The sequence below is a fragment of the Cellulosimicrobium protaetiae genome, from assembly GCF_009708005.2.
GTDB lineage: Bacteria > Actinomycetota > Actinomycetes > Actinomycetales > Cellulomonadaceae > Cellulosimicrobium > Cellulosimicrobium protaetiae.
Window position 1 is genome coordinate 4,554,379 of record NZ_CP052757.1, and the last position, 24,128, is coordinate 4,578,506.

Annotated in this window: 24 protein-coding genes; 10 read left to right on the top strand and 14 right to left on the bottom strand. The window is 74.0% G+C overall.

The features are described from left to right. The first annotated feature begins 40 nt into the window (after positions 1–40). On the top strand, positions 41–826 hold the full coding sequence (locus FIC82_RS19580; protein WP_064316144.1) for an SAM-dependent methyltransferase: 786 nt from the start codon (positions 41–43) through the stop codon (positions 824–826). A 72-nt stretch (positions 827–898) separates the two neighbouring features. Here the strand turns inward: FIC82_RS19580 and FIC82_RS19585 are convergent, their stop codons facing one another. The 3 genes from FIC82_RS19585 to FIC82_RS19595 form a co-directional block, all read right to left on the bottom strand. After that, positions 899–1,576: an HAD hydrolase-like protein gene (locus FIC82_RS19585; RefSeq protein WP_047231906.1), complete on the bottom strand. Its 678-nt coding sequence runs from the start codon at positions 1,574–1,576 to the stop codon at positions 899–901. Beyond that, entirely contained in the window at positions 1,573–1,950 is a 378-nt protein-coding gene (locus FIC82_RS19590; protein ID WP_144425411.1) for a hypothetical protein, read from the bottom strand. The genes FIC82_RS19585 and FIC82_RS19590 overlap by 4 nt, the downstream gene beginning before the upstream one ends. A gap of 83 nt (positions 1,951–2,033) precedes the next feature. Further along, on the bottom strand, positions 2,034–2,564 hold the full coding sequence (locus tag FIC82_RS19595; RefSeq protein ID WP_168732145.1) for a DinB family protein: 531 nt from the start codon (positions 2,562–2,564) through the stop codon (positions 2,034–2,036). An 80-nt stretch (positions 2,565–2,644) separates the two neighbouring features. On the opposite strand from FIC82_RS19595, the gene FIC82_RS19600 reads away from it, so the two are divergent. Both FIC82_RS19600 and FIC82_RS19605 read left to right on the top strand, forming a co-directional pair. Continuing rightward, a complete protein-coding gene (locus FIC82_RS19600) occupies positions 2,645–3,259 on the top strand; it encodes a TetR/AcrR family transcriptional regulator (RefSeq protein WP_082918935.1) in 615 nt (204 codons plus the stop codon). Position 3,260: 1 nt separating this feature from the next. Further along, positions 3,261–4,487 (top strand): glycosyltransferase, encoded by a 1,227-nt coding sequence (locus FIC82_RS19605; protein WP_053369304.1) that lies wholly within the window; start codon positions 3,261–3,263, stop codon positions 4,485–4,487. Here FIC82_RS19605 and FIC82_RS19610 read toward each other — a convergent pair. Together FIC82_RS19610 and FIC82_RS19615 are read right to left on the bottom strand one after the other, a co-directional pair. Further along, positions 4,462–4,845, bottom strand: a complete 384-nt coding sequence (locus tag FIC82_RS19610; protein WP_053369303.1) for a nucleoside triphosphate pyrophosphohydrolase family protein — start codon at positions 4,843–4,845, stop codon at positions 4,462–4,464. The genes FIC82_RS19605 and FIC82_RS19610 overlap by 26 nt on opposite strands. Before the next feature lie 29 nt (positions 4,846–4,874). Next, complete coding sequence (locus tag FIC82_RS19615; protein WP_253691296.1) at positions 4,875–5,648, bottom strand: YwiC-like family protein; 774 nt, start codon at positions 5,646–5,648, stop codon at positions 4,875–4,877. A gap of 258 nt (positions 5,649–5,906) precedes the next feature. Between FIC82_RS19615 and nrdD the strand changes: the two genes are divergently transcribed. Together nrdD and nrdG are read left to right on the top strand one after the other, a co-directional pair. Beyond that, a complete protein-coding gene (gene nrdD / locus FIC82_RS19620; protein ID WP_154799596.1) occupies positions 5,907–8,117 on the top strand; it encodes an anaerobic ribonucleoside-triphosphate reductase in 2,211 nt (736 codons plus the stop codon). Positions 8,118–8,119: 2 nt separating this feature from the next. Then, the gene (gene nrdG, locus FIC82_RS19625; protein WP_053369818.1) at positions 8,120–8,713 is read left to right on the top strand and encodes an anaerobic ribonucleoside-triphosphate reductase activating protein; all 594 of its coding nucleotides are present in this window, start codon (positions 8,120–8,122) and stop codon (positions 8,711–8,713) included. A gap of 98 nt (positions 8,714–8,811) precedes the next feature. Here the strand turns inward: nrdG and FIC82_RS19630 are convergent, their stop codons facing one another. From FIC82_RS19630 to FIC82_RS19640, 3 genes are all read right to left on the bottom strand, one after another. Continuing rightward, positions 8,812–9,945, bottom strand: coding sequence for a cytochrome P450 (locus FIC82_RS19630; RefSeq protein ID WP_053369301.1), 1,134 nt, complete (start codon positions 9,943–9,945; stop codon positions 8,812–8,814). A 214-nt stretch (positions 9,946–10,159) separates the two neighbouring features. Next, a complete protein-coding gene (locus FIC82_RS19635) occupies positions 10,160–10,957 on the bottom strand; it encodes an ABC transporter permease (RefSeq protein ID WP_154800602.1) in 798 nt (265 codons plus the stop codon). Continuing rightward, a complete protein-coding gene (locus FIC82_RS19640; RefSeq protein WP_168732146.1) occupies positions 10,867–12,039 on the bottom strand; it encodes an ABC transporter ATP-binding protein in 1,173 nt (390 codons plus the stop codon). The genes FIC82_RS19635 and FIC82_RS19640 overlap by 91 nt, the downstream gene beginning before the upstream one ends. Before the next feature lie 132 nt (positions 12,040–12,171). Here FIC82_RS19640 and FIC82_RS19645 point away from each other — a divergent pair, with 132 nt between their 5' ends. Together FIC82_RS19645 and pgm are read left to right on the top strand one after the other, a co-directional pair. Beyond that, positions 12,172–13,101, top strand: coding sequence for a TetR/AcrR family transcriptional regulator (locus FIC82_RS19645; protein WP_168732147.1), 930 nt, complete (start codon positions 12,172–12,174; stop codon positions 13,099–13,101). A gap of 61 nt (positions 13,102–13,162) precedes the next feature. Next, entirely contained in the window at positions 13,163–14,857 is a 1,695-nt protein-coding gene (pgm, locus tag FIC82_RS19650) for a phosphoglucomutase (alpha-D-glucose-1,6-bisphosphate-dependent) (protein WP_154799598.1), read from the top strand. Positions 14,858–14,974: 117 nt separating this feature from the next. Here the strand turns inward: pgm and FIC82_RS19655 are convergent, their stop codons facing one another. After that, positions 14,975–16,390, bottom strand: a complete 1,416-nt coding sequence (locus FIC82_RS19655; RefSeq protein WP_154799599.1) for an MFS transporter — start codon at positions 16,388–16,390, stop codon at positions 14,975–14,977. 116 nt (positions 16,391–16,506) lie between these two features. Between FIC82_RS19655 and soxR the strand changes: the two genes are divergently transcribed. Next, the gene (soxR, locus tag FIC82_RS19660) at positions 16,507–16,947 is read left to right on the top strand and encodes a redox-sensitive transcriptional activator SoxR (protein WP_168732148.1); all 441 of its coding nucleotides are present in this window, start codon (positions 16,507–16,509) and stop codon (positions 16,945–16,947) included. An 80-nt stretch (positions 16,948–17,027) separates the two neighbouring features. On the opposite strand, the gene FIC82_RS19665 is transcribed toward soxR, so the two are convergent. The 3 genes from FIC82_RS19665 to FIC82_RS19675 all read right to left on the bottom strand — a co-directional run bounded on the left by FIC82_RS19665 (position 17,028) and on the right by FIC82_RS19675 (position 20,571). After that, positions 17,028–17,792 carry an alpha/beta fold hydrolase gene (locus FIC82_RS19665; RefSeq protein WP_253691297.1) on the bottom strand — a complete coding sequence of 255 codons (765 nt, stop codon included), beginning with the start codon at positions 17,790–17,792 and terminating at the stop codon, positions 17,028–17,030. Between the two features lie 80 nt (positions 17,793–17,872). After that, on the bottom strand, positions 17,873–18,697 hold the full coding sequence (locus FIC82_RS19670) for a 2Fe-2S iron-sulfur cluster-binding protein (protein ID WP_154799601.1): 825 nt from the start codon (positions 18,695–18,697) through the stop codon (positions 17,873–17,875). Further along, positions 18,694–20,571 (bottom strand): FAD-binding protein, encoded by a 1,878-nt coding sequence (locus FIC82_RS19675; RefSeq protein ID WP_216609946.1) that lies wholly within the window; start codon positions 20,569–20,571, stop codon positions 18,694–18,696. Before FIC82_RS19675 ends, FIC82_RS19670 begins: the two co-directional genes overlap by 4 nt. A gap of 202 nt (positions 20,572–20,773) precedes the next feature. On the opposite strand from FIC82_RS19675, the gene FIC82_RS19680 reads away from it, so the two are divergent. Continuing rightward, a complete protein-coding gene (locus FIC82_RS19680; protein WP_154799603.1) occupies positions 20,774–21,538 on the top strand; it encodes a hypothetical protein in 765 nt (254 codons plus the stop codon). A gap of 108 nt (positions 21,539–21,646) precedes the next feature. Here FIC82_RS19680 and FIC82_RS19685 read toward each other — a convergent pair whose 3' ends face one another. Further along, positions 21,647–21,952, bottom strand: a complete 306-nt coding sequence (locus tag FIC82_RS19685; protein WP_154799604.1) for a GNAT family N-acetyltransferase — start codon at positions 21,950–21,952, stop codon at positions 21,647–21,649. 298 nt (positions 21,953–22,250) lie between these two features. On the opposite strand from FIC82_RS19685, the gene FIC82_RS19690 reads away from it, so the two are divergent. After that, on the top strand, positions 22,251–23,435 hold the full coding sequence (locus tag FIC82_RS19690; protein ID WP_253691920.1) for an MFS transporter: 1,185 nt from the start codon (positions 22,251–22,253) through the stop codon (positions 23,433–23,435). Between the two features lie 74 nt (positions 23,436–23,509). Here the strand turns inward: FIC82_RS19690 and FIC82_RS19695 are convergent, their stop codons facing one another. Beyond that, the gene (locus FIC82_RS19695; RefSeq protein ID WP_154799606.1) at positions 23,510–24,085 is read right to left on the bottom strand and encodes a helix-turn-helix domain-containing protein; all 576 of its coding nucleotides are present in this window, start codon (positions 24,083–24,085) and stop codon (positions 23,510–23,512) included. Positions 24,086–24,128 lie beyond the last annotated feature (43 nt).

Sequence of the window (24,128 nt, forward strand, 5' to 3'; positions counted from 1 at the left end):
AGCGCCCGTGGGTGGACGCGCGACGAGCACGGAGGCCGCCATGGCCACGACGGAGCAGGTGCGGCAGCACTATGCGGGGAAGGACCTCGCGGCCCGCCTCCTGGCCGCGGCGGGAGCCGGCGACGGACCGGTGACGGTCGACGCGCTCGCCCCGTACGACGAGCTCCACGCCGGGGGCGCGACGTCGACCGCCGCCCTCCTCGACCTCCTCGGGCTCGCGCCGGGCACCACCCTGCTCGACGTCGGCAGCGGGCTCGGCGGACCGGCGCGGCTCGCCGCGCACCGGCACGGCTGCCACGTCACCGGCGTGGACCTCAGCCCGGACTTCGTCGACGCCGCCCGCGAGCTCACCGCACGGACGGGGCTCGCCGACCTCGTCACGTTCGCGCTGGGCGACGGCGACCGGCTGCCCTGCGACGACGCGTCGCACGACCGCGCGATGCTCGTCCACGTCGGCATGAACGTGCCGGACAAGACGGCCCTCTTCACGGAGATCCACCGCGTGCTGCGCCCCGGGAGCCCGTTCGGGCTCTTCGAGCAGATGCGGGTCGGGGCCGGCGACCTGCCCTTCCCGATGCCCTGGGCGGTCGACGCCGGGTCGTCGTTCGTCGAGACCCCGGACGACTACGGCCGCGCGCTGACGGCGGCCGGGTTCGACGTCCTGCGCGTCGACGACCGCCGGGCGGCCCTCGCCGCGGCCGGAGGCCCGGGGCAGGACGGCCTCGTCGTCGTGTTCGGCCAGGAGTTCGTCACGCGGATCAGCAACAACGTCGCAGCGACGCGCGCCGGGCTCCTCGCGCCCGTCGTCGTGCTCGCGCGCGCCTGAGCGCTGCCCCGCAGCCGTCGCTCTCTCGCGCGCCTGAGCACCGGCCCCGCCGTCCGGGTCGGCGCTGGCCCGTCAGGCCGCGAGCGGCGCCCGGCGGAGCAGGACGGTCGCGAGCTCGGCCGGCGTCCCGACGACCGCCGTCGCCCCCGCCGCGGCCAGCTCGCCGGGGCGCGCGTAGCCCCACGCGATCCCGACGCACGGGACCCCGTGGGCGGCGGCGCCGAGGACGTCGTGCTCGCGGTCGCCGACCATGACCACGCGCCGGGCCGCGTCGAGCGACGCGAGCGCGTGCGCGACGACGTCGGCCTTGCTGCTGCGCGTCCCGTCGAGCGTCGCGCCGAACACGTCGTCGAGGCCGCGGTCGAGGTGCGCGTCGAGCCCGAAGTGCTCGACGATCCGCCGTGCCATCGGCTCCGGCTTCGACGTCGCGACGGCGAGGCGCAGCCCGGCGCCACGCAGCGCCGTCAGGCACTCGGGGATGCCGGGGTAGACCGCGTTGTCGAGGAGGTTCCCCGCCGTGTACACGTCGCGGTAGGCGGCCACGGCGTCGGCCACGCGGTCGACCGGCACGCCGTGCGCCGCGAACGACTCCCCGAGCGGCGGGCCGACGAAGCCGCGGAGCACCGGCTCGGCGGGGACCGGGAGCCGCAGCGCGCCGTACGCGTGCCGCACCGACGCGAGGATGCCGGGGGCCGAGTCGGTGAGCGTGCCGTCGAGGTCGAGCAGGACGAGGTCGTCGCGCGCGCTCATCCGGCCGACGCCTCGTCGCCGGTGGGGCCCGACGTGCGGGGATCTCCGGGACCCCGGCCGGCGGCTCCGGAGCCTCCGGGCACCGTCGGCGCGGTGGCGCGCCCGACGAGGAACCCGACCGCGCCGCCGACGAGCAGGGCGCCCGCGCCGGCGAGGAACGCCGCGCGTCCGATCCCGAAGACGCCGGACGGGACGAACGCCGTGCCGGACACGGGGGCGTACGCGAACCACCCGAACGACGCGGGGCGGCTCGCCACCCAGGACGCGGCGACCAGGAGCCCGACGCCGACCAGGAGGAGCGCCGCGAGGACGACGGTCGCGACGCGCGGGCGGCGCGGAGAGGGAACGGACGAGGGCTGCTCGGGAGCGGTCACGCCGGCCATCGTCCCGGCCCGAGGTGCCTAGAGCAACCATCGACCCGGTACGCCGCACGGGTCACGGCGTCCGCCGCCGGACGCTACTCCCCGACGGTCCCGTCGATCGCCTCGCGGAGCAGGTCGGCGTGGCCGTTGTGGCGGGCGTACTCCTCGATCATGTGGACGAGGATCCAGCGCAGGTTCCAGCGCTCGCCCGTGTGCCGGTCGGGCCGCGCGCTCAGCCGGTCCAGGCCGCCGTCGGCGAGCGCGTCGTCCAGGATCGCGTCGGACGCCGCGACCGCCCGGTCGAACAGCATGCGCAGCTCCTCCGGGGAGTCGCCCGCCGCCGTCGTCCAGTCCCAGTCGCGGTCGTCGGCCCAGTCCGCGGTGTCGAACGGCGCCATGAGCGGCTCGGCGAGGAGCACCTGCGAGAACCACTGGGACTCGACGAACGCGAGGTGCTTGAGCAGCCCGCCGAGCGTCATCGACGACGGCCGGAGCCGGTGGGCGAGCTCGGCCGCGTCGAGGCCCGACGTCTTCCAGCGGAGCGTGTCGCGGTGGAAGTCGAGGAAGCCGCGCAGCGTGGCCACCTCGTCGGCGCTGACGGGCGGGTCGGTGCGGTGGTCGGTCACGGCGTCACCCTAGCGGGGGCTCCCCTCCGGCACCTCGGGTTCCTAGACCGGATCGGTTCAGGAATGCTACGGTCCTGCTCATGGCCCGCCCCCGCGCTCCGATGGACCCCGCCGCCCACGCCCGGCTGCGGCAGGCCGCCGCGGAGGAGTTCGCCCGGCTCGGCTTCGAGCGCGCGTCGCTCAACCGGATCGTCGAGGCGTCCGGCGTCGCCAAGAGCTCGGTGTACCACCACGTGGGCGACAAGCGCGCGCTCTACGACGACGTCCTGGCCCGTCTCGCGACGATCGTGGACGACGCGCTCGCCCTGCCCGACCCGGCGACGCTCACCGCGACCACCTACCTCGACGCCCTGACCCGCGCCGCCGCCGGGCTCGAGCGCTCGCTCGCGGACCACCCGGAGGCCCGCGCGCTCGGGCTCCTCGCCCACCGCGCGCAGCCCGACGCGGCGCTCCGCGCGCTCCGCGACCGCTGGGCCGCCGTCGCCCGCGCCTACGTCGAGCGGGGCCAGGAGCTCGGGGTGCTGCGCGACGACGTCCCGCCCGACCTGCTCACCGACGTCGCCCTCGCCGCGCTCCTCGCGGTCGACGCGTGGGCCCTCACCCGGGGCGACGCCGGCGCGGACGCCACGCGCGCGGCGCTGGCCATGCTGCGCGACGCCGTCGCACCCCCGACCCGCCCGACCGAGAGGGGCTGACATGGCCGCCGTCGTGTTCTGCCCGATCACGTTCAACCTCGCCGAGGTCACGCGCATGATCGAGGTCGCCCGCGCCCTTCCCGCCCGGCACACGCCGGTCTTCATGGGCTACGAGGACGACTTCGCCCACCTCGTCGCCGAGGCCGGGTTCGAGTACCGGTCCCAGCGACCCGCGTTCACGCCCGCGGACCGGGCGCTCGCGCTGCGGTTCGACCAGGGCCGGACGCTGCGCAACCCGTTCACCGCCGAGCTCGTCGCCGCGCGCGTCGACGCCGAGCGCGCGCTGATCCGCGACGTGCAGGCCGCGGCCGTCGTCATCGGCACCAACCCGACGTCCATGATCTCGGCGCGGGCCGAGCGCGTACCGCTCTTCTACCCCGTCCCGTTCGCCCTCACCCGGCCGCAGGTGGAGCAGACGGCGCGCCTCGGCCTCGTCCGCGGCACGGGACGCGCCACGCGGGCGCTCGACCGCGTCGCGACGACCGCGCTGCGGTGGGCGTACAACCACGCACCCCTCGCCCCGCGCGCGTTCGCCACCGTGGCCCGCGCGCACGGCGTCCCGCCGCTGCGGACGGTCGTGTCGCTGCTGGAGGCCGACCGCAACCTGCTCACCGTCATGCCGTGGGAGCTGGAGGGGTACACGCTCCCCGCCGGGTACGAGCGGGTCGGGCCGCTCTTCGCCCACCTCGACACCCCGCTCCCCGACGTCGTCCACGAGCTCGCCGCGCGGCCCGAGCCCCTCGTCTACCTCGGCCTCGGGTCGTCGGCGAGCCGCGACCTCACGCTCGCCGCCGCACGACGGCTCGGCGACCTCCCCGTCCACGTGGTCGCGCCCGTCGCGCACTACCTGCACGAGGGCGACGCCCTGCCCCCGAACGTCCACGTCACCGACCTGCTCCCCGCGCACCGCCTGGGCGGGCTCGTCGACGCCGCCGTGCTGCACGGCGGGCAGGGCACCGTGCAGACGGCGTGCGCCACGGGCGTGCCGTTCCTCGGCATGGGGCTGCAACCCGAGCAGGTGTGGAACGTCGACGTGTGCGTCCGGCAGGGCAACGCCGTCGCGCTCTCGCCGAAGCAGGCCGGGACCACCGCCCTGCCCGACGCCGTGACGCGCCTCCTCACCGAGCCGCGGTTCCGCGAGGCGGCCGGGCGCGTGCGCGACGCCTACGCCCGCGAGGACGGCGCCGCCGCGAGCGCCCGGGTCATCGCCGCGTCGATCGACCGCTGAGCTCCGCCTCCCAGACGAGCCACTTGCGCCGCACCGCGGCGTCGATGTCGACGCCCTGGGAGCGCGCGAGCAGCAGCAGGTGCGCCAGGACGTCGGCGACCTCGTCCGCGAGGGGCGAGGCCGCGCCGTCGCTCCCGGTAGCCCCGTCAGGGGCAGCCCCGGACGACGCGTCCCCGCGCGGGCGGGTGCGCCCCGTCGCGACGAGGAACGCCTGGGTGAGCTCCCCCACCTCCTCGGCGAGCTTGAGCATGAACCAGTCCGGGTCGCGCTCGACGGCGAACTTGCGCGCGTAGAGCGCGGAGATCGCCTCGACGCGCTCCGTGAGGTCGTCGAGCGTGAGAGGCGCGTCGTCGTCCATCGCGCCAGTGAACCACCGCACGCCCGGGGCTACCGCACCACGAGCGCGACGGCGAGCAGCAGCACCGTCGCGACGATCTCCCCGATCCCGACGGCCTTCGGGCTCAGCGGCCGTCCCGGCAGGACCGCTGCGCGCGCCGTCGCCGCGGCGAGGAACGCCGTCGCCCACCACCACGTGGGGTCGTGCACGACGGCGAGCACCCCCGCCGCGACGGTGACCCCCGCGTGGTACGCGACCGAGGCGACGACGTACGACCGCACGCCGCGCTCGCGGATCATCGTCTTGACGTAGAGCACCGTGCCGAAGAGGTAGGCGAGCAGGAGCGCGGCGACGAGCCAGACCTCCGCCGGGACCACCAGCCCGGGGGTGCCAGGCGGTCGGGACGCGGCGTACGCGACGACCGTCATGAGCGACGCCGCGACGGTCATCGCGCCGCCCGCGGCGACGGACCGTTCCGTGCGCTGCGCCGACGCCCACAGGCCGAGCGCGAGGAACGGGACGAACACGGGGGCCCAGAGCGCGAGCGCGGGGTCGAGCACGAGCACGACCAGCCCGAGCGGCGCGGCGACCGCGCCGTACGTGAGCATCGGACGCCGGTAGCGAGCCCGGCGACGCGACTTCAGCCAGAGCCCGGCCGCGAAGTAGGCGAGGTAGCCGACCAGCCACAGCGCACCCAGCGCGACGGTCACCGGCCGGAAGCCGGCGTCCTGGATCCCCCGGACCGTACCGACGACGAACGGCAGGAGCAGCATCGGCCACGCGCCGTGCTGGTTCGGCACCCAGCCGGGGGGACGTCGGGACACGCCCCGACGCTAGCGCCGCGACGTGCGGTCCCGACCGCGAGAAATCCCCGCTCCGTCGGGTCGCACGACCCTGCCGGACGGGACCAACGTCCCGACCTGTCCCGCGGTCGCCGCCACGCCGGGGATCGGCGTCGCACGCGTCGGCGGGACTAGATATGGTGGCGCAGCCGTGATCAAGACCCCACATGTTGGGGTGCGGTCCGTCTCGCAACCCCTGCGGGACGCAGACGAGAACTCGGTGGGCAGAGGGGACGAGCGATGAGCACCATCGAGCTCGACCAGGCAGCACCGCGCAGCACGACCGCCACGCTGGAGGTCCTCAAGCGCGACGGCCGACGACGGCCGTTCGACGACGGCCGGATCCGTGCCGCCGTGACGAAGGCCTTCGCGGAGGTCCACGGCGACCTGAGCGCGACGCACCGGAGCCGCGTCGACGAGGTCGTGGGCCGCGTCGACGAGGAGATCGCCGCGCGGTTCGTCGGGGCGGTCAAGATCTACGAGATCCAGGGCGTCGTCGAGCACGTGCTGCTCGAGTCGCACGAGTACGACGTCGCGCGCGCCTACATCGACTACCGCGTGGAGCGCGACTTCGCGCGCAGCCGCGCGACGGACCTCAACCACTCGATCGTGCGGCTGCTGGACAAGGACTCCACGGTCGTCAACGAGAACGCGAACAAGGACAGCGAGGTCTTCAACACCCAGCGCGACCTCACGGCCGGGACCGTGGGCAAGGCGATCGGGCTGCGGATGCTCCCTCCGCACGTCGCGAACGCGCACCAGAAGGGCGACCTGCACTACCACGACCTCGACTACCACCCCTACGCGCCCATGACGAACTGCTGCCTCATCGACTTCCGGTCGATGCTGTCGAGCGGCTTCCGGATCGGGAACGCCCAGGTGGAGCCGCCCCGCTCGATCCAGACCGCGACCGCGCAGATCAGCCAGATCATCGCGAACGTGTCCTCCAGCCAGTACGGCGGGTGCTCGGTCAACCGCATCGACGAGCTCCTCGCTCCCTACGCCGAGCGCAACCTGGAGAAGCACCTCGCCGACGCGCGCCGCTGGATCGCCGACGAGTCAGCGCACGAGGAGTACGCGCGCGAGAAGACGCGCAAGGACATCTACGACGCGATGCAGTCGCTGGAGTACGAGATCAACACCCTGTTCACGTCGAACGGGCAGACGCCGTTCACGTCGGTCGGGTTCGGTCTCGGCACGGGCTGGCTGGAGCGCGAGATCCAGCGCGCGATCCTCCAGATCCGCCTCCGCGGGCTCGGCAGCGAGGGTCGCACCGCGATCTTCCCCAAGCTCATCTTCACGCTGCGCCGCGGGGTGAACCTCGACCCCGGCGACCCCAACCACGACCTCAAGCAGCTCGCCGTCGAGTGCGCGACCAAGCGGATGTACCCGGACGTGCTGTCGTACGACAAGATCGTCGAGCTCACCGGGTCGTTCAAGGTGCCGATGGGCTGCCGGTCGTTCCTCCAGGGTTGGCAGGACGAGCACGGCAACGACGTCTCCGAGGGCCGCATGAACCTCGGCGTCGTGACGCTCAACCTCCCCCGCATCGCGCTCGAGGCGGACGGCGACCTCGACACGTTCTGGCGACTGCTCGACGAGCGCCTGGAGACCGTGCACGACGCGCTCGTCTTCCGCATCGAGCGCTGCAAGGAAGCGACGCCGGGCAACGCGCCGATCCTCTACGTCCACGGGGCGTTCGGGGAGCGCCTCGCTCCCGGCGACGACGTCGACCGGCTCTTCCGCGACGGTCGGGCCACGGTCTCGCTCGGGTACATCGGGCTGTACGAGGTCGCCGCGGCGTTCTTCGGCGGCGCCTGGGAGCACGACCCGCGGGCCAAGGAGCTCACGCTCGACGTCCTACGCTCCCTGCACGCGCACGCCGCGGGCTGGACGGCGCGGACCGGGTACCGGATCAGCGTCTACGCGACGCCGAGCGAGAGCCTCACCGACCGGTTCTGCCGCCTCGACCGGGAGCGGTTCGGCGCGGTGCCGGACATCACGGACAAGGACTACTACACGAACAGCTTCCACTACGACGTCCGCAAGAGCCCGACGCCGTTCGAGAAGCTCGACTTCGAGGCCGAGTACGCGCGGTACACGTCGGGCGGGTTCATCCACTACTGCGAGTACCCCGTGCTCCAGCAGAACCCGAGGGCGCTGGAGGCCGTCTGGGACTACGCCTACGACCGCGTGGGCTACCTCGGCACCAACACGCCCATCGACCGCTGCTACGCGTGCGGGTTCACGGGCGACTTCGACCCGACCGCGCGGGGCTTCGCGTGCCCGTCGTGCGGCAACGCCGACCCGCGCACGTGCGACGTCGTGAAGCGCACGTGCGGGTACCTCGGCAACCCGCAGCAGCGCCCCATGGTGCACGGCCGCCACGCGGAGATCTCCGCGCGCGTCAAGCACCTGGCAGGACCGACGTCGGGCGCCGCGTCGGCGTGACCGTGGCGCGCACCCCCGGCCCCGGCTGGCGCTCGGACCGCGTCAGCCGGGGATACGTCGCGGACTACAAGCCGTTCGTCATGGTCGACGGCGAGGGCGTGCGCTGCTCGCTGTACGTGAGCGGGTGCCTCTTCGCGTGCGAGGGCTGCTTCAACGAGGCCGCGTGGAGCTTCCGCTACGGGCGGCCGTACGACGACGCCCTGGAGGACCGCGTCCTCGCCGACCTCGCGCACCCCGCCGTGCAGGGCCTGTCCCTGCTCGGCGGGGAGCCGTTCCTCAACACGGGCGTGTGCCTGCGGGTCGTGCGCCGGCTGCGCGCGGACCACGGCGACCGCAAGGACGTGTGGTGCTGGACGGGCTACACGCTCGAGGAGCTGCGGGAAGGGACCGCGGACCAGCGCGCGCTGCTCGCCGAGGTCGACGTGCTCGTCGACGGCCGGTTCGAGCTCGCGCGCCGCGACCTCACGCTCGCGTTCCGCGGCAGCACGAACCAGCGCGTGCTCGACGCGCGCGCGTCGCTCGCGACGGGCCGCGCCGTCGCGTGGCCGCGCCTGCCCGACGCCGGGCGCGCCCCCGGTGCGTCGCTCGCCTCCTAGCGTCCGGCGAGACGGGAGAAGCGGCCCCTCCGGCCGATGCCGGAGGGACCGCTTCTCGCATCTCGGCCGGGATCGCCCTCGCCGGGGCCCGTCGAAGGTCAGGGGGCGGCGACGACGCGTACCGGGACCGTGCGGAAGCCCGCGACAGGCGCGGTCTCGCGCTCGGCCGGGCGGGCGTCGTCGTGCACGACCGTCCCCGCGCGCAGGAGACGGCGGACGAGCACGCGCAGCTCGAGCGTCGCGAGCGGACGGCCCGGGCACACGTGGGGGCCGGTGCCGTAGACGAGGTTGCGGTCGGCGTGGCCCTCCGGGTCGTAGGCACCGGGGTCGTCGAACGCCTCCCGGTCGCGGTTGGCCTCGCGCCAGTCGAGCACGACCTGCTCGCCCGCCGCGACCGGACACCCGGCGACGACGGTGTCGCGCGTCGCGACGCGCCGGTTGGAGACGAACGGGTCGTCGAGGCGCAGGATCTCGTCGACCGCCGCGTCGAGCGCGGGGTCGGGTGCGTCGCGCAGGTGGTGCTGGTGCGCGGGGTGCTCGGCCAGCCAGTGCACGACGACGCCCGCGCACAGAGCGAGCGAGGACAGGTCTCCCCCGGTCCAGTTGCGCAGGATCGAGACGAGCTCCTCGTCCGTCCAGGCCGGACCGTCGTCGTCCTGTTGGGCGAGCAGGCGGGCGGTGACGTCGGGACCGCCGGTGGCGCTCGCGTCGTCGCGCTCCGGACCGCTCGTTGCCGGACCGGCCGTCGCGCCGGCGCGGCGGGCGTCGAGCAGGCCGCGGACGATGCGGTCGAAGCGCGCGGCGACGCGGCCCGTCCACGCGCGGTCGCCGGAGCGCGTGGCGGCGCGGTTCTCGGCGACCCAGTCGAGCAGGTCGGCCTCGAGGTCGGCGGGCCAGCCGAGCCACGCCGACTGCGCCCGCACGGCGTAGCGCGCGCCGAGCTCGACGGCGTCGAACGCACCGCCCGCGACGTCGGCAACCAGGCCGACGGCGAGGTCGTCGAGCACCGGCCCGAGCCACGCGAGCTCGTCCGGGGCGAAGAACGGGTCGAGCAGACGCCGCGCCCGCGCGTGCGCCGCGCCGTCGAGCCCGTTGGGCACCTGGAGGTGGGCGGACGCGGCGCTGGAGAAGAGCCCGGGGTCCTGCGCCGCCGCGACCACCTCGGCGTGCCGCCGCACGACGACCCTCCCCGCGCGGTCCCGCGTCCCCTGCACCGTCTCGGTGTCGCTCACCCTCGGCCCTCCCGTCGCGTCATCAGCCCCGGCTCGGGGGCCTCTGCGAGCGTACGACCGGCCGGGTCGCGCCTCAGGACGAACGCCCGCAGGACGGGCACGACGTCCGCCCGACCCGGGACGAACGTCCCGCCCGTGCTGCGGGAATGAGATGGGCCCGGTTCTGCGGCGAGAACCGGGCCCATCTCATGCCCACAGCGAGGCCGGTGTCCGGTCAGACGGTCTTGCGCGTGCGGCGGATGCCGACCCACAGGCCGACGACGCACGTCACCGCCGCGGCGACGAAGCCCCAGAGCACGTCCGTGCTCGCGAACGTCCCGGCGAGCAACGCACGCTCGGCGTCCACGATGTACGTCAGCGGGTTGAACAGTGCCGCCGTGCGCATCCACGCCGGGCCGGCCTCGAGCGGCAGCATCATCCCGGACAGGATGAGGAGCGGGAACAGCAGCGACTGCTGCACGCCCCAGAACAGCCACTCGCGGTTCTTCGCGGCGAGCGCGAGCGCGATGGACAGCGCCCCCACACCGATGCCGAACAGCCCGAGCAGCAGCAGCCCGACGAGCAGGTGCAGCGGGTAGAGCGTGAACCCGAACGGGACGCAGACGAGCGCGATGAGCAGGCCCTGCACGACGAGCGGCGCGAACTCCTTGAGGGAACGGCCGACGAGGATCGCGGAGCGGTCGAGCGGCGTCGCGAGGACGCGCTCGTAGGAGCCGGTCATCATCTCGTAGAGCAGGTTCGACCCGCTCATCGAGGTCCCGAACAGCGAGATCATGACGATCACGCCGGGGACGAACCACTGGAGCGTCTCGGCCGTCGACCCGCCACCGCCGGGCGCCCCGCCCCCGAACCCGCCGACCGCGCCCGTGAGCAGCGGGCCGAACAGGCCGAGGAAGATCAGCGGCTGGAGCAGCGAGAAGATCAGCGTGAAGGGGTCCCGCAGCACGAGCAGGATCTCGCGCGTGAAGACGGCCCAGGTGTCGGCGAGGAACTTCGCGACCCCGGTCCGCAGGAACGCGTCGGTGCCCGGCGTCGTCCGGCTGGCCGGGGACGAGAGGTCGGTGCGCGTGCTCGTGCGGCCTCCTCTCGCAGGCTGCGGCCGGTGAGGTTGAGGAATACGTCGTCGAGGCTCGCCTGCTGGAGCTCGGCCGAGCGCACGGCCAGGCCGCCGACGCGCAGCGCCTCGATGGCCTCGGGCAGCCGGTCGGCGCCGTGGGTCGTGGAGATCCGGACGGACACGACGCCGTCGGCGCCGCTCGTGGTCTCGACCTGGCCCACGTCCTCGGTGAGGGACGCGCGGACGCGGCCGACGACGTCGGGCACCGCGCCCGACCTCTCGCCCGGGGCTCCGCCCGGGAGGCTGCCGGCGCCCGGCGCGGGGACCACCGCGAGCGTGATGACGTCGTCGGCGTGGCTGTGCTTGAGCGCGTCCGGCGTGGCGTCGGCGATGATCTCGCCGTGGTCGATGACGACGACGCGCTCGGCCATGCTGTCGGCCTCGTCGAGGTAGTGCGTGGTGAGGACGATCGTCATGCCGTACCGCTCGCGCATCGCGGCGATGTGCTCCCACAGGTTGGCGCGGGCGTGCGGGTCGAGGCCGGTCGTCGGCTCGTCGAGGAACAGCAGCGGCGGGTGGTTCATGAGCCCGAGCGCGACGTCGAGCCGACGCCGCTGGCCGCCCGAGAGCGACTGGACCGTGCGCTTCTCGAGCCCGCCGAGGTCGAGCGCGGCGAGCAGGTCGGCGGCGCGCCGCGCGTACTCGGCGGGCGGCAGGCCGTAGAAGCGGCCCTGGTTGTGCAGCTCGTCGAGCACGCGGTAGGAGTACCCGCCCCCGTTGCCCTGGCCGATGAAGCCGATGCGGGAGCGGACCCGGGCCGGGTCGCGGGAGACGTCGTAGCCAGCGACCTCGGCGGTCCCGGCGGTCGGTTCGAGGAGGCTCGTCAGCATCCTCAGGGTCGTGGACTTGCCGGCCCCGTTGGGACCGAGGAAGGCGACGAGCTCGCCCTCCCGGACGTCGACGTCGATTCCCTTGACGGCCTCGACGGTCTCTTTCTTGCGGTGGAAGGTCTTGGTCAGGCCACGGGCTCGGATCACCGGAGCCACCCTTTCGTACGCCGTACCGAAATTGACGATCTACGTTAGCATACGGTGTACGGGAACAGGCAAGCCTTGGCCCCGCCAGGCTCCTCCGGGCGGGACGCGACCGAAGTCGGGGAGGATACGCACGTGACGACCGACCGCACCGACGAGCGCGACGGCGACCTCGCGCCGTCGGGCACCCCGCAGACCTCGCCCGCACCCCCGGAGCCGGAGGAGCCGGAGCGACCGCGCGGCGTCGTCGCGGCCGCGGACGCCGGGGTCGCCTCCGCCGTGCAGGCCGCCGAGCACGCACGGGCCCAGTTCACCGAGGTCGTCCGGACGCCCGAGATCACGCGCCGCCTCGCGCTCCTGTGGGACCCGCCCGCGCCCGCGACGCGCGGGCGCAAGCCGCGCCTCACGCTCGACGACGTCGTGAAGGCCGGGACCGCCGTCGCGCAGGAGGGCGGGCTCGACGCGCTGTCCATGCGCCGCGTCGCGACCGAGCTCGGTGTCGGCGCGATGTCGCTGTACACCTACGTGCCCGGTCGCACCGAGCTCGTCGACCTCATGATCGACCGCGCGTACGCCGAGCTCGACCTGCCCGCGGCGGGCGCGCCGTGGCGGGCCGCGCTCGCGCAGTACGCGCACGAGCTGTGGAACCTCTACCTGCGCCACCCGTGGATCCTGCAGACCAACATGTGGCGCGCCCCGCTCGCGCCCCACGTGCTCGACGCCCAGGAGGCGGGGCTGCGCACGATCGTCGACACCGGCCTCTCCGAGCTCCAGGTCGTCGACACGCTCGGCCTCGTCGACAACTACGTCCAGGGCCTCGCGCGCGCCACCGTCGCCGAGCGGACCGAGCGGGACGCGACCGGCGTCGGCAACGACGAGTACTGGACGACGCTCGGCAGCTTCTGGGAGGACTGGTTCGACGTCGAGCGCTACCCCGTCATGACCCGCGTCTACGTCGCGGGCGGGTTCGACGCGCCGCAGGGCCCGTTCGACGCGAGCCTCGACCGCCTGCTCGACGCCGTCGAGATGGCGATCGACCGCGCGAACACTCCCGGGCCGAGGTAGAGCCCTGGTCGGACGGCGGTAGCGGCTGACGCGCGGGCGCCACCCCTGGCAGGATCGACCCATGGATCCCCGCGCCGGCACGCCCGCCCAGCCCAGCGACCTCATCGACGTCGACGCCGTGGTCGGCGCCTACTACGACCTCGCCCCCGACGTGGACGACCCGGCGCAGAAGGTCGTCTTCGGCACGTCGGGCCACCGCGGGTCGAGCCTCGACCACGCGTTCAACGAGGCGCACATCGTCGCGATCACCGCGGCGATCGTCGAGTACCGGCGCTCGCAGGGCACCGACGGCCCGCTGTTCATCGGCCGCGACACCCACGCGCTGTCGCTCCCGGCCTGGCAGACCGCGCTCGAGGTCCTCGTCGCCGCGGGCGTGCAGACGTACGTCGACGCGCGCGACTCGTTCACCCCGACGCCCGCCGTCTCCCAGTCGATCCTCCTGCACAACGAGGCGACGACGGTCGACGGCGTCCGCACCACCGGGCCCGGGCTGGCGGACGGGATCGTCGTGACGCCGTCGCACAACCCGCCGCGCGACGGCGGCTTCAAGTACAACCCGCCGCACGGCGGCCCCGCCGGTTCCGAGGCGACCGGCTGGATCGCGGACCGCGCCAACGAGATCCTGCGCGACGGCGTCGCGAGCGTGCGCCGCGTGCCCCTCACCCAGGCGCTCACCTCCGAGCACGTGCACAAGCACGACTTCCTCACCACGTACGTCGACGACCTCGTGAACGTCCTCGACATCGACGCGATCCGCGAGTCGGGCGTGCGCATCGGCGCCGACCCGCTGGGCGGCGCGTCGGTCGAGTACTGGGGCGAGATCGGCGAGCGGTACGGGCTCGACCTCACGGTCGTCAACCCGCAGGTCGACCCCCGCTGGGCGTTCATGACGCTCGACTGGGACGGCAAGATCCGCATGGACTGCTCGTCGCCGTACGCGATGGCGTCGCTCGTCGCGGGGATGACCGGCGACTCCGGGGACGCCGAGGGCGGCGCGCCGTTCGACGTCGCGACCGGGAACGACGCCGACTCCGACCGCCACGGGATCGTCACGCCCGACGCCGGGCTCATGAACCCGAACCACTACCTCGCCGTCGCGATCCAGTACCTCTACGGCGGCGCGCGCGAGGGCTGGCGCGACGACGCGGCGATCGGCAAGACGCTCGTGTCGTCCGCGCTCATCGACCGGGTCGCGGGCGGCCTCGGGCGGCGCCTCGTCGAGGTGCCGGTCGGGTTCAAGTGGTTCGTGCCCGGCCTGCTCGACGGGACCGTCGGGTTCGGCGGCGAGGAGTCCGCCGGGGCGTCGTTCCTGCGCAAGGACGGCCGCGTCTGGTCGACCGACAAGGACGGCCTGCTGCTCGCGCTCCTCGCGTCCGAGATCATCGCGACCACGGGCCGCACGCCGTCCGAGCACCACCGCGACCTCGTGGAGCGCTACGGCGAGTCCTGGTACGCGCGCGTCGACGCGCCTGCGACGCTCGAGGAGAAGGCGACGCTCGGCAAGCTCTCGCCCGAGCAGGTCACCGCGACCGAGCTCGCGGGCGAGCCGATCACCGCGAAGCTCACGAACGCGCCCGGCAACGACGCCCCGATCGGCGGGCTCAAGGTCACGACCGAGAACGCGTGGTTCGCGGCCCGGCCGTCGGGCACGGAGAACGTCTACAAGATCTACGCCGAGTCGTTCGTCTCCGCCGAGCACCTGACCCAGGTCCAGACCGAGGCGAAGGACGTCGTCTCCGCCGCCCTCGGAGGCTGACCTCCCTGCCGAGGGAGAACCCACGCGCTGACCAGGGTTCTCCCTCGGCGAACCGCGGTTCTCTCTCGGCAGGACCAGGGTTCTCCCTCGGCGCGGTGGGCCGGCTGACCCACCGCCTCACGCGACCGCCCTGACTCCCGCCGCGGCGCGGCGCGCGACGATCGTCCCGACGAGGGAGACGCCGGCGAACGTGAGCATGAGCAGCTGGGCGGACCGGACGAGGTCGGGTGTCCCGAGGTTCACGAGGACGCCGGCGAGGGCGGCGCTCAGCGCCGTCGCGATGAGGAAGACGGTGTTGACCGCGGCCGCGGCCTTGGCACCCTCCTCCTCGCCGACCGTGCTCCCCAGCGCGGCAACCGTCAGGTGCGGGAACCCGAGCCCGATCCCGGCTCCCGCGAGGAAGAGCGTCACGAACCAGAGGGCGATCACCGTGCCCGACGGCCCGTCGTGATGGAGCAACCCGTACGCGGTGAGACCGAGCGCGACCACCAGCGGGCCCACCGTGATCAGGCCCCGCCGCGCCCGGACCGTCGTGGCGTTCGCGGTGACCATCTGGGTCACGGACCAGCCGAGCGAGAGTGCCGCCCCGAGCAGTCCCGCGACGAGCGGACCGAGTCCTCCGATCTCCTGCCCGAAGAGCGGGATGAACGCCTCGGTGCCGATGCCGAACGCGAGGACTGCGACGGTGAGGTAGACCCAGCGCAGCGAGGACCCGCGCGCGAACGTGACCTGGGGCAGGATCCCGCTGTGCCCGCTCCGCTCGTGACGGACGAACCACACGCCGAGCACGACCCCGACGACGAGCGCCGCCGCGGTCGCGACACCGGAGGGCACGACGCTCGCGACGCCCACCGCTGCGACGGCGCTCGCGAGCAGCACGAGCGACGCCCACGGCACCGACTCGCTGGAGCGGCTCCGCGCCGTCCGCGGCATCGAGCGGACGACGAGCACGCACACGAGCGCCGCGACGACCGCGAGGCTGACGAACGCGGCGCGCCAGGCGCCGACCTGCCCGAACCCGCCTCCCACGACCGGCCCGACGATGTTCCCGACGCCCCACATCGCCGACACGAGAGCCGCAGCCCGGGCCCAGAGCCGCTCGGGCAGCGCCCGCTGGATCAGGGCGTACCCGAGGCCGGCGAGCAGTCCTCCACCGAGTCCTTGGACCGTACGGCCGAGCAGCAGGACGAGCATCGACGGGCTCGCCGCGCACAGCAGCGAGCCCAGGGCGAACAGCCCGAGCGCGAGCAGGTACGCCCGGACGGCGCCCTGCTGCGTGAGGACCCTGCTGACGAGCATGGAGGTGACGACGGACGCCAGCAGGAAGGTCGTCATCGTCCAGGCGTAGAACTCGGCTCCTCCGATCTCCCCGACGATGGTCGGGAGCAGGCTCGTCGTGAGGTAGACGTTGCTCGCCTCCAGCAGGACGCCGCCCGCGAGCACGGCCGCGACGGGGGCGTGGCGCCCGCCCAGCAGCTCGCGCCACGTGCCTGCCGTCCCCGTGTCCTGCCGTTCCTGCTCGGTCTGGGTCATCTCGGGCCGTCCTCTCGCCACGTCCGGTCGGGGCGTACGCCCCCTGCGGGCGCCCCGGTGGACGACCCGCCGCGACGCTAATACCTCGAGTAAACTTGAGGTCAAGGGAGGTACCTGTGTCGCTCGAACCCGACGATCTCCTCGCTGTCGGCGAGGTCGCGCGCCGCACGGGCGTCGCTGTGTCAGCGCTGCACTACTACGAGCAGCTCGGCCTCATCGCCTCGACCCGCACGGCCGGCAACCAGCGCCGCTACCCCCGGCACATGCTCCGGCGCATCTCGCTCGTCGTCGTCGCGAAACGGCTCGGCATCCCCCTCGCCGACGTCCAGGAGGTCTTCACCAGCCTCCCGCTGGACCACCCGCCGTCGCAGCGCGACTGGCGGCGCGTGGCCAAGCTCTGGAACGACGAGCTCGAGCTGCGGCGCACCCAGATCGACCACCTGCAGCGCGAGCTGACCGGCTGCATCGGCTGCGGCTGCCTCTCGCTCAAGGCGTGCCGGCTGCTCAACCCCGAGGACGCCCTCGGGTCGGACGGCCCCGGTCCCCGGCGCATCTGAGCGGCGCGAGCGCACCCTCCGGCGTCCCCGCCGCTGCGCTCCGCCGACATGGGCGGCCGTCGCTGCGACCGACACGCCGTCTACGCGCCCAGCAGGTCCCGGAGCCTCGCTGCCAGCCACTCGGGTCGGCGCAACGGGATGTCGTGCCCGGCGCCCTCGACGACCTCGTGGCTGCTGCCCGGGATCGCCTCGGTCCATGCTCGCGCGGACGCCGTGACGACCGCCTTCTCCCGGCTGCCCGTGAGCACCAGGGCCCGGCCCGGGAACGTGCGCAGCCCGGCGGGCACGGTGAAGCGGATGTTCTCCCCGACGGCGTCGAGGAGCGTCCGCCTCGAGAGGGTTGCCGACGTGCGCAGGTAGTCGTCGAGGAGGTGGTCCGGGACGGAGAGCTCCTTGGCCTGCAGCCGGGCGAACCCCTCCCGCCGCGCGAGCCCGGCGGTCGACGCGAGGAGCGCGAGGGTGAGCCGCGGCGCCGGTGTCGGCGTGGCCTGGCCGCTGACCAGGACGAGCCGGTCGACCAGGTCCGGCCGTCGCGCCGCGAGCAGCGCCCCGAGCTGGGCGCCGAGCGAGAACCCGACGACCGTGATCGGCCCCGCGCCCGCCCGCTCCTCGACCAGGGAATCCAGCTCGTCGACGACGTGGTCGTGCGACCCGTACGGCTCGTCGGCGCTGTGGTCGTGACCGGGCAGGTCGGGGACGAGGAGCCGCAGCTCACCGTCGAGCTCCGCCCGCAGCGGCTCCCACATCCAGCCCGCGACCCCGCCCCCGTGCAGCAGCAGGACGGTGGGGGCGGCAGCGGCGTCGACGTCCAGCACGTACACGAGGGCCTCGCTCTCAGCAGTCACGGTCAGACACCAGTCGCGGTCGAACACCCGATATGACCGGTTTCGCCGTCATCGCCTCAACGTACCCGACGTACCCGCCCTCACCCGCGCCGGCTGCGAGCCTCCCACGTCTCGGTCGCGACGCGCTGGGCGTCGCGGAGCGCACGCGCCGGGTCGACCCCCTTGGGGCAGACCTGGGTGCACGCCCCGACCTGGATGCACGGCCAGGCGCCGAACTCGGTGTCCAGGACGTCGGCCCGGTCCAGCTCGCCCGCGTCGCGCGAGTCCTCGTCCCATCGGCGCGCGGTCGCGACGACGGCCGGGCCGAGGAAGTCCGGTGCCGGATCGAGCTGAGGGCACGCCGCGTAGCAGAGCATGCAGTCGATGCACTCGGCGAAGCCCTTGAACGCGGCGAGCTCGCCGGGCGTCTGCAGGCTGCCCGACGACGGCCCGTGCGCCCGCAGCGCGTCCTCGCCCCGGTCGGGGGCCGGGTCCTCCGCAGGCGCGTCGACGAGCGGGAGCCGCGTCGCGCCGGCGGGCACGAGCCAGGGCTGCACGGCGGCGAGCTTGCCGAGGAACGTGTCGGTGTCGACGACGAGGTCGCGCAGCACCTCGGCGTGCGCGAGCGGCTCGACGACGAGGCCGGACGTGCGGTAGCCGCGCACGAACGTCTCGCACCCGAGCACCGGGCGGCCGTTGACCATGACGCCGCAGCTCCCGCAGACGGCCATCTTGCACGACCACCGGAACGTCAGCGTGGGGTCGGCGTGGTCCTTGACCCACTGGAGCGCGTCGAGCACGGAGGTGCGGTCGTCGTAGGGCACGTCGAACACGTCGCGCCGCCCCGCGTCGGCGCCATCGGCCGACGTCCGCGCGACCTCCAGCCGCACGGTCCGCGCCTCCACCGGCAGGTCTGCCTCGCTCACGAACCCGCTCCCCTCTCCGCCGAGAACGACATGGGGGTCGTTATCGGTCTCTTTCCGACCCTCATGTCGTGTTCGGCGCCCACGGGGACGTGCGCCACCTCGATCGTTCCGCCCGCGTCCAGCCGGACCTCCGAGTGGCGCGGCACGTCGTCGACGTCCGGGAAGTCGAGGCGCTGGTGCGCTCCGCGGGACTCCTCGCGCGCGAGCGCGGCCGCCACCGTCGCGTGCGCGACCAGCAGCGTCGCGCCGAGCTCCACCGTGGTCGCCCAGTCGGTGTTGAGCACCGGGTTCGTGTCGGCGACGCGCACGTCGGCGTACCGCGCGCGCAGGTCCTCGACCGTCGCGAGCGCCCGCCGCAGCCCGTCGGCGTCGCGGTAGATCCCGGCGTCGGCGTCGAGCACGCGCCCGAGCTCGGCCCGGATCGCGGCGGGCGGCTCGGTGCCGCGGCCGCGCATAGCGAGGTACCGGTCGGCGATCTCGGCGGCGCGGTCGACGACCTCGCCGTCCGCCGACGCGGGACCGACGCCGGCCCCCGCACCGGCCGCGCCGCCGTCGGCCCCGGGGTGCCCGGCCGCGCGCGACCACGCGAGCGCCGCCTCGCCCGCCGCACGCCCGACGACGAGGGTCTCGACGAGCGAGTTGGACCCGAGCCGGTTGGCGCCGTGCAGCCCGGTGGAGGCGCACTCCCCCGCGGCGAACAGCCCCGCGACGCCGGTCGCGCCGCGAGCGTCGGTGCGGATGCCGCCCATCGTGTAGTGCGCCGTCGGGCGGACGGGCACGGGCTCGGTCGCGGGGTCGACGCCAGCGAACTGCTTGGCGAGGCCGGTGACGAGCGGCAGCCGCTCGGCGAGGCGCTCCTTGCCGAGGTGGCGCAGGTCGAGCAGGACGACGCCGCCGTCGGGCGTCGGGATCGTGCGCCCGTCGCGGTCGGCGTGCCAGAACGCCTGCGAGAGCCGGTCGCGCGGCCCGAGCTCCATGGTGCGCGGCACGGGCGCCCCGACCGGCGTCTCCGGGCCGAGGCCGTAGTCGGCGAGGTAGCGCCGGCCGTCGGCGTCGAGCAGCACGCCACCCTCGCCCCGGGCGGCCTCCGTGAGCAGGATGCCGCTGCCCGGCAGGCCGGTCGGGTGGAACTGGAGGAACTCCATGTCCCGCAGCGGCACGCCCGCGCGCAGCGCCATCGCGGTCCCGTCGCCCGTGCAGATGCCCGCGTTCGTGCTGGTCCCCCACGCGCGCGCCGAGCCGCCCGTCGCGAGGACCACCGCGGGCGCCTCGATCAGCAGCGGCTCCCCGCGGTGCTGGTCGTGCACGACGACGCCGCGCACCCGCGCGTCCGGCCCGCCCGCGTCGTCGACCACCAGGTCGAGCACGTGGTGCTCGTCGTACCGGCGGACGGGACCGTCCACGCCCGAGTACCGCAGCGACGTCTGGAACAGGGTGTGGAGCAGGTGGAAGCCGGTCTTGTCGGCCGCGAACCACGTGCGCGCGCGGCTCATGCCGCCGAACCGGCGCACGGCCACGTCGCCGTCGTCCGTGCGCGACCACGGCAGGCCCCACCGCTCCAGCCGGTACAGCTCACCCGCGGCGCGCTCGACGACGAACCGGACGGCGTCGTCCTCGCACAGTCCCGCGCCCCCGGCGAGGGTGTCGGCGACGTGCTGCTCGAGCGAGTCGTCGTCGCCCACCACGCCCGCGGCCCCGCCCTCCGCGGCGACGGTGTGCGAGCGCATCGGGTACACCTTGGAGACGAGCGCGACGACGGGCACGCGGCGGTCCTCCCGGGCCGCGGCCTCCGCGACCGCGAGCGCCGCACTGAGACCTGCACCACCGCCGCCCACGACGACGACGTCGGCGCGCTCGACGCGCAGGGCGGTCACGAGCGCCCCCGCGGTGCGACCGTGCGGGGGCGAACGCGCAGGTCCGCGCGCACGGGAGGGGTCGGGGAGACGCGGAGCCGAACCATAGGGGAAGGGTCCCCGCGCTCGGGCGGCACCGCAACAGGCGAAGGTCCCGGACGTCTGCGACGTCTCATGGGCACCCCTCCCCATCGAGCCGACGGCTTGTCTGTGGGTAAAGTCCGTGCGGCACCCCTCCCCGAAGCACCCGGAGCTCCTCATGCGTCCCGTCCGTACCGCCGCCCGCCTCACCGTCGCGACCGCGCTCGCGCTCGGCCTCACCGCGTGCACCATCAACGTCGGTGGCGGCACGCCCGAGACACCGACGCCGGAGGAGACGACCGCCGAGGAGACCGCGCCGGTCGAGGACGCAGAGGAGGTCGACGACGCCGCAGCCGAGGAGACCGGCGCGAGCGGCGAGCTGCCCGACTGGGCGAACCCGCTGAAGAACCCTGGCGAGCAGATCTCGACCTTCACCATCGGCGAGGTCCGCGTCGACGTCTACCAGGTGGGCGTCACGCAGGCCACGAAGGACGGCCTGTTCGTCGACCCGGAGAACAACCTGCCGATCATCGCCGAGGGCGACGACATCGTCTTCGTCAACTACGTCATCACGAACGAGGGCGCGCCCATCGACCTCGGGTCGAGCCTCGTGAGCATCGACGAGCGCTACGACGACTGGCCCTACATGCAGGGCATGGACACCATCGTCGACGACGAGCTGTACGAGGCGCAGGGCGTGAACGACGACGGCATGGCGCCGGGCGCCTACCGCGAGCCGACGGTCTACACGTTCGGCACCGGCCAGTCGTACTCGTACGCGACGAACTTCCGCTACCAGTCGGGCTCGCCCATCACGTTCGACGGCACGATCGTCCCGGTCGACGCCGAGGGCGAGCTGCTGCACGACGAGCGCATGGAGGGCGAGGGCACGGGGACCATCTCCTGACCCTCGGCGACCATCGCGGATGCTGCCGCGTACGAAGAGCCCTGGTCCTGCGGGACCAGGGCTCTTCGTCGTCCTCGCCGCGGGGGTCTTCTCACCGGCGGGCGTCGTTCACCGCCGGGTGAGGTCTTCGTAGTCCGGGTGGCGCTGGATGTACGCGCGGATGAACGGGCACAGCGGCACGACGCGCTCGCCGGACGCCCGGACCTGGTCGAGCGCGCCCGCGGCGAGCGCGGACCCGACGCCCTGGCCCTCGAACGCGGGGTCGACCTCGGTGTGCGTGAAGATCACCGTCCCGGGCTCGCGGACGTAGGCGGCGAACCCGGCGACGACGCCCTCGTCGGTGCGGGCCTCGAAGCGGTCGCCCTGGTCGGTGACGGTGACGGTCGTGGTGCGGGGTGCGGGGCTGTCGGTCATGGCGCCCATCGTCGCCGCCGCACGGCCGTCGGACAACCGCCGGGGCGCGGCCCCGGCCACCACCGAGACGGTCGTCACGTCCCGCTCAGAGCCGCGACATCGCACCGATCGGGCGGCTTCCGGGTGCGACACTGGGACGGTGGTCCAGGACTCCCCGTCGCGCGCCGACGACCCCGAGAACCCCGAGCACCGGCGGGACGACCTGACGACCGACGCGACGCCGTCGGGCACCCCCGCGGAGCCGGTCCTCCCGGCCTCGCGCAGCACCTCGCGCAACCCCTACCGCGCCGTCCTCACGCTGCCCGGCGCATGGCGGTTCTCTGCCGCGGCGCTCGTCGCGCGCCTGCCGATGTCGATGGTCGGCATCGGCACGATCCTCATGATCCAGGGCATCTACGGCGAGTACGCCCTCGCCGGGCGCGTCGCGGCGGCGCTCATCGTCGCGCAGGCGATCGTGTCGCCGCAGATCGCGCGGCTCGTGGACCGGACCGGGCAGCGGGTCGTCATGCTGCCGATGCTGGTAGCGTCCGCCGTCGGTCTCAGCGGGCTCATCCTGTGCGCGGTGCTGCGGGCGCCGGAATGGACGCTCTACGTGTTCGCGGCGATCTCCGGCGCGACGCAGGGGTCGTACGGGTCGATGGTCCGCGCGCGCTGGACGCACACCGTGCCCGACGCGCGGCGCCTGCACACCGCCTACTCGCTCGAGTCCGCGCTCGACGAGCTCGTGTTCGTCGTCGGGCCCGTGCTCGCGACGATCCTCGCCACGAGCGTGTCCCCGTCCGCCGGGCTGATCGTCCCGCTCGTCGCGGCGGTCGTCGGCGGACTGTGGTTCCTGTCGCAGCGCGCGACGGAGCCGCCCGTCGTCGTGCCCGAGGCGGGCGTGAAGCAGCGCTCCGCCATGCGGTCCACCGGCATGATCGTGCTCGCCGTGATCTTCGTGGCGATGGGCATCGTGTTCGGCGCGACCGACGTGTCGACCATCGCGTTCGCCGAGGAGCAGGGGCAGAAGGGCGCGGCCGGGCTGATCCTCGCCGTCTTCGCCATGGGCTCGCTCATCTCCGGCCTCGTCTACGGCGCGCGGCACTGGGTGTCGCCGCTGTGGCGCCGGTTCGTCATCGGGATCGTCGCGCTCGCCGCGGGCGTCTCGCTCTTCTTCTTCGTCACGTCGATCCCGGTACTCGCGGCGGTGATGTTCGTGACCGGGTTCGCCATCGCGCCGACGCTCATCAACGGCAACAACCTCGTGCAGAACCTCGTCGCGCCGAACCAGCTCACCGAAGGTCTGGCGTGGGTCGGGACGTCGCTCGGCGTCGGGGTGTCGATCGGGTCGTCGGTGGCCGGGTCGCGCATCGACGCGGGCGGCGCGCACGCCGGGTTCGAGGTCGTCGTCGCGGCGGCGGCGCTCGCCGTCGTGCTCGTGCTCGTCGCGCTCCGGTCGCTGCGTCGCAGCGCGGACCGCGAGGACGTCGCGCCCGCGCACTGACGCCGCCCAGCCCTGGGTCTCTCCCCACGCGGGGCCGCGACTGAGGAGCGACCCCGGGTTCGGCACGGTGGCCGTCAGGACGGGTCGGTGCCCGAGAGGTGGGCGCGCTCACCCTCCTGGTCGAAGATCGTGAGGATCTCGACCGGGCCCTCGTGCGCACCGAACGAGTGCGGAACCATCGTCGAGAACTCGGCCGCCTGGCCCTCCTCCACGAGGATCCGCCGGTCCGCGAGGTAGACGACGGCCGTCCCCGACAGGACCGTGAACCACTCGTGCCCGGGGTGGACGCGCTGGTGCTCGGGGCCCGTCGCGCGCTCGGGCGTGAGGCGCATCTTCGCGACCATCGTCCCGGGACGGTCGCGCGAGAGCAGCCACGTGGTCTCGCCGGGTCGGCGCTGCGGCTCGGGCCGGATCACCACGTCCTCGTCGTCGACCGGCTCGACGAGCTGGTCGAGCGTCGTGCCCAGCGCACGGGCGATGGGGACGAGCTGGTCGAGCGCGATGCGCCGGTGGCCGGTCTCGATCCGGCTCAGCGTCGACGCGCTGAGGAAGCAGCGCGCCGCGAGCGCGTCGAGCGTCCAGCCGCGCGCCAGCCGCAGGCCCCGGATGCGCTGACGGACGACGGCGTCGAGATCCACTTCTTGCGTCATGAGCAAGATCCTATGTCTTGGACGCAGGAGCGTCCTACGGTGG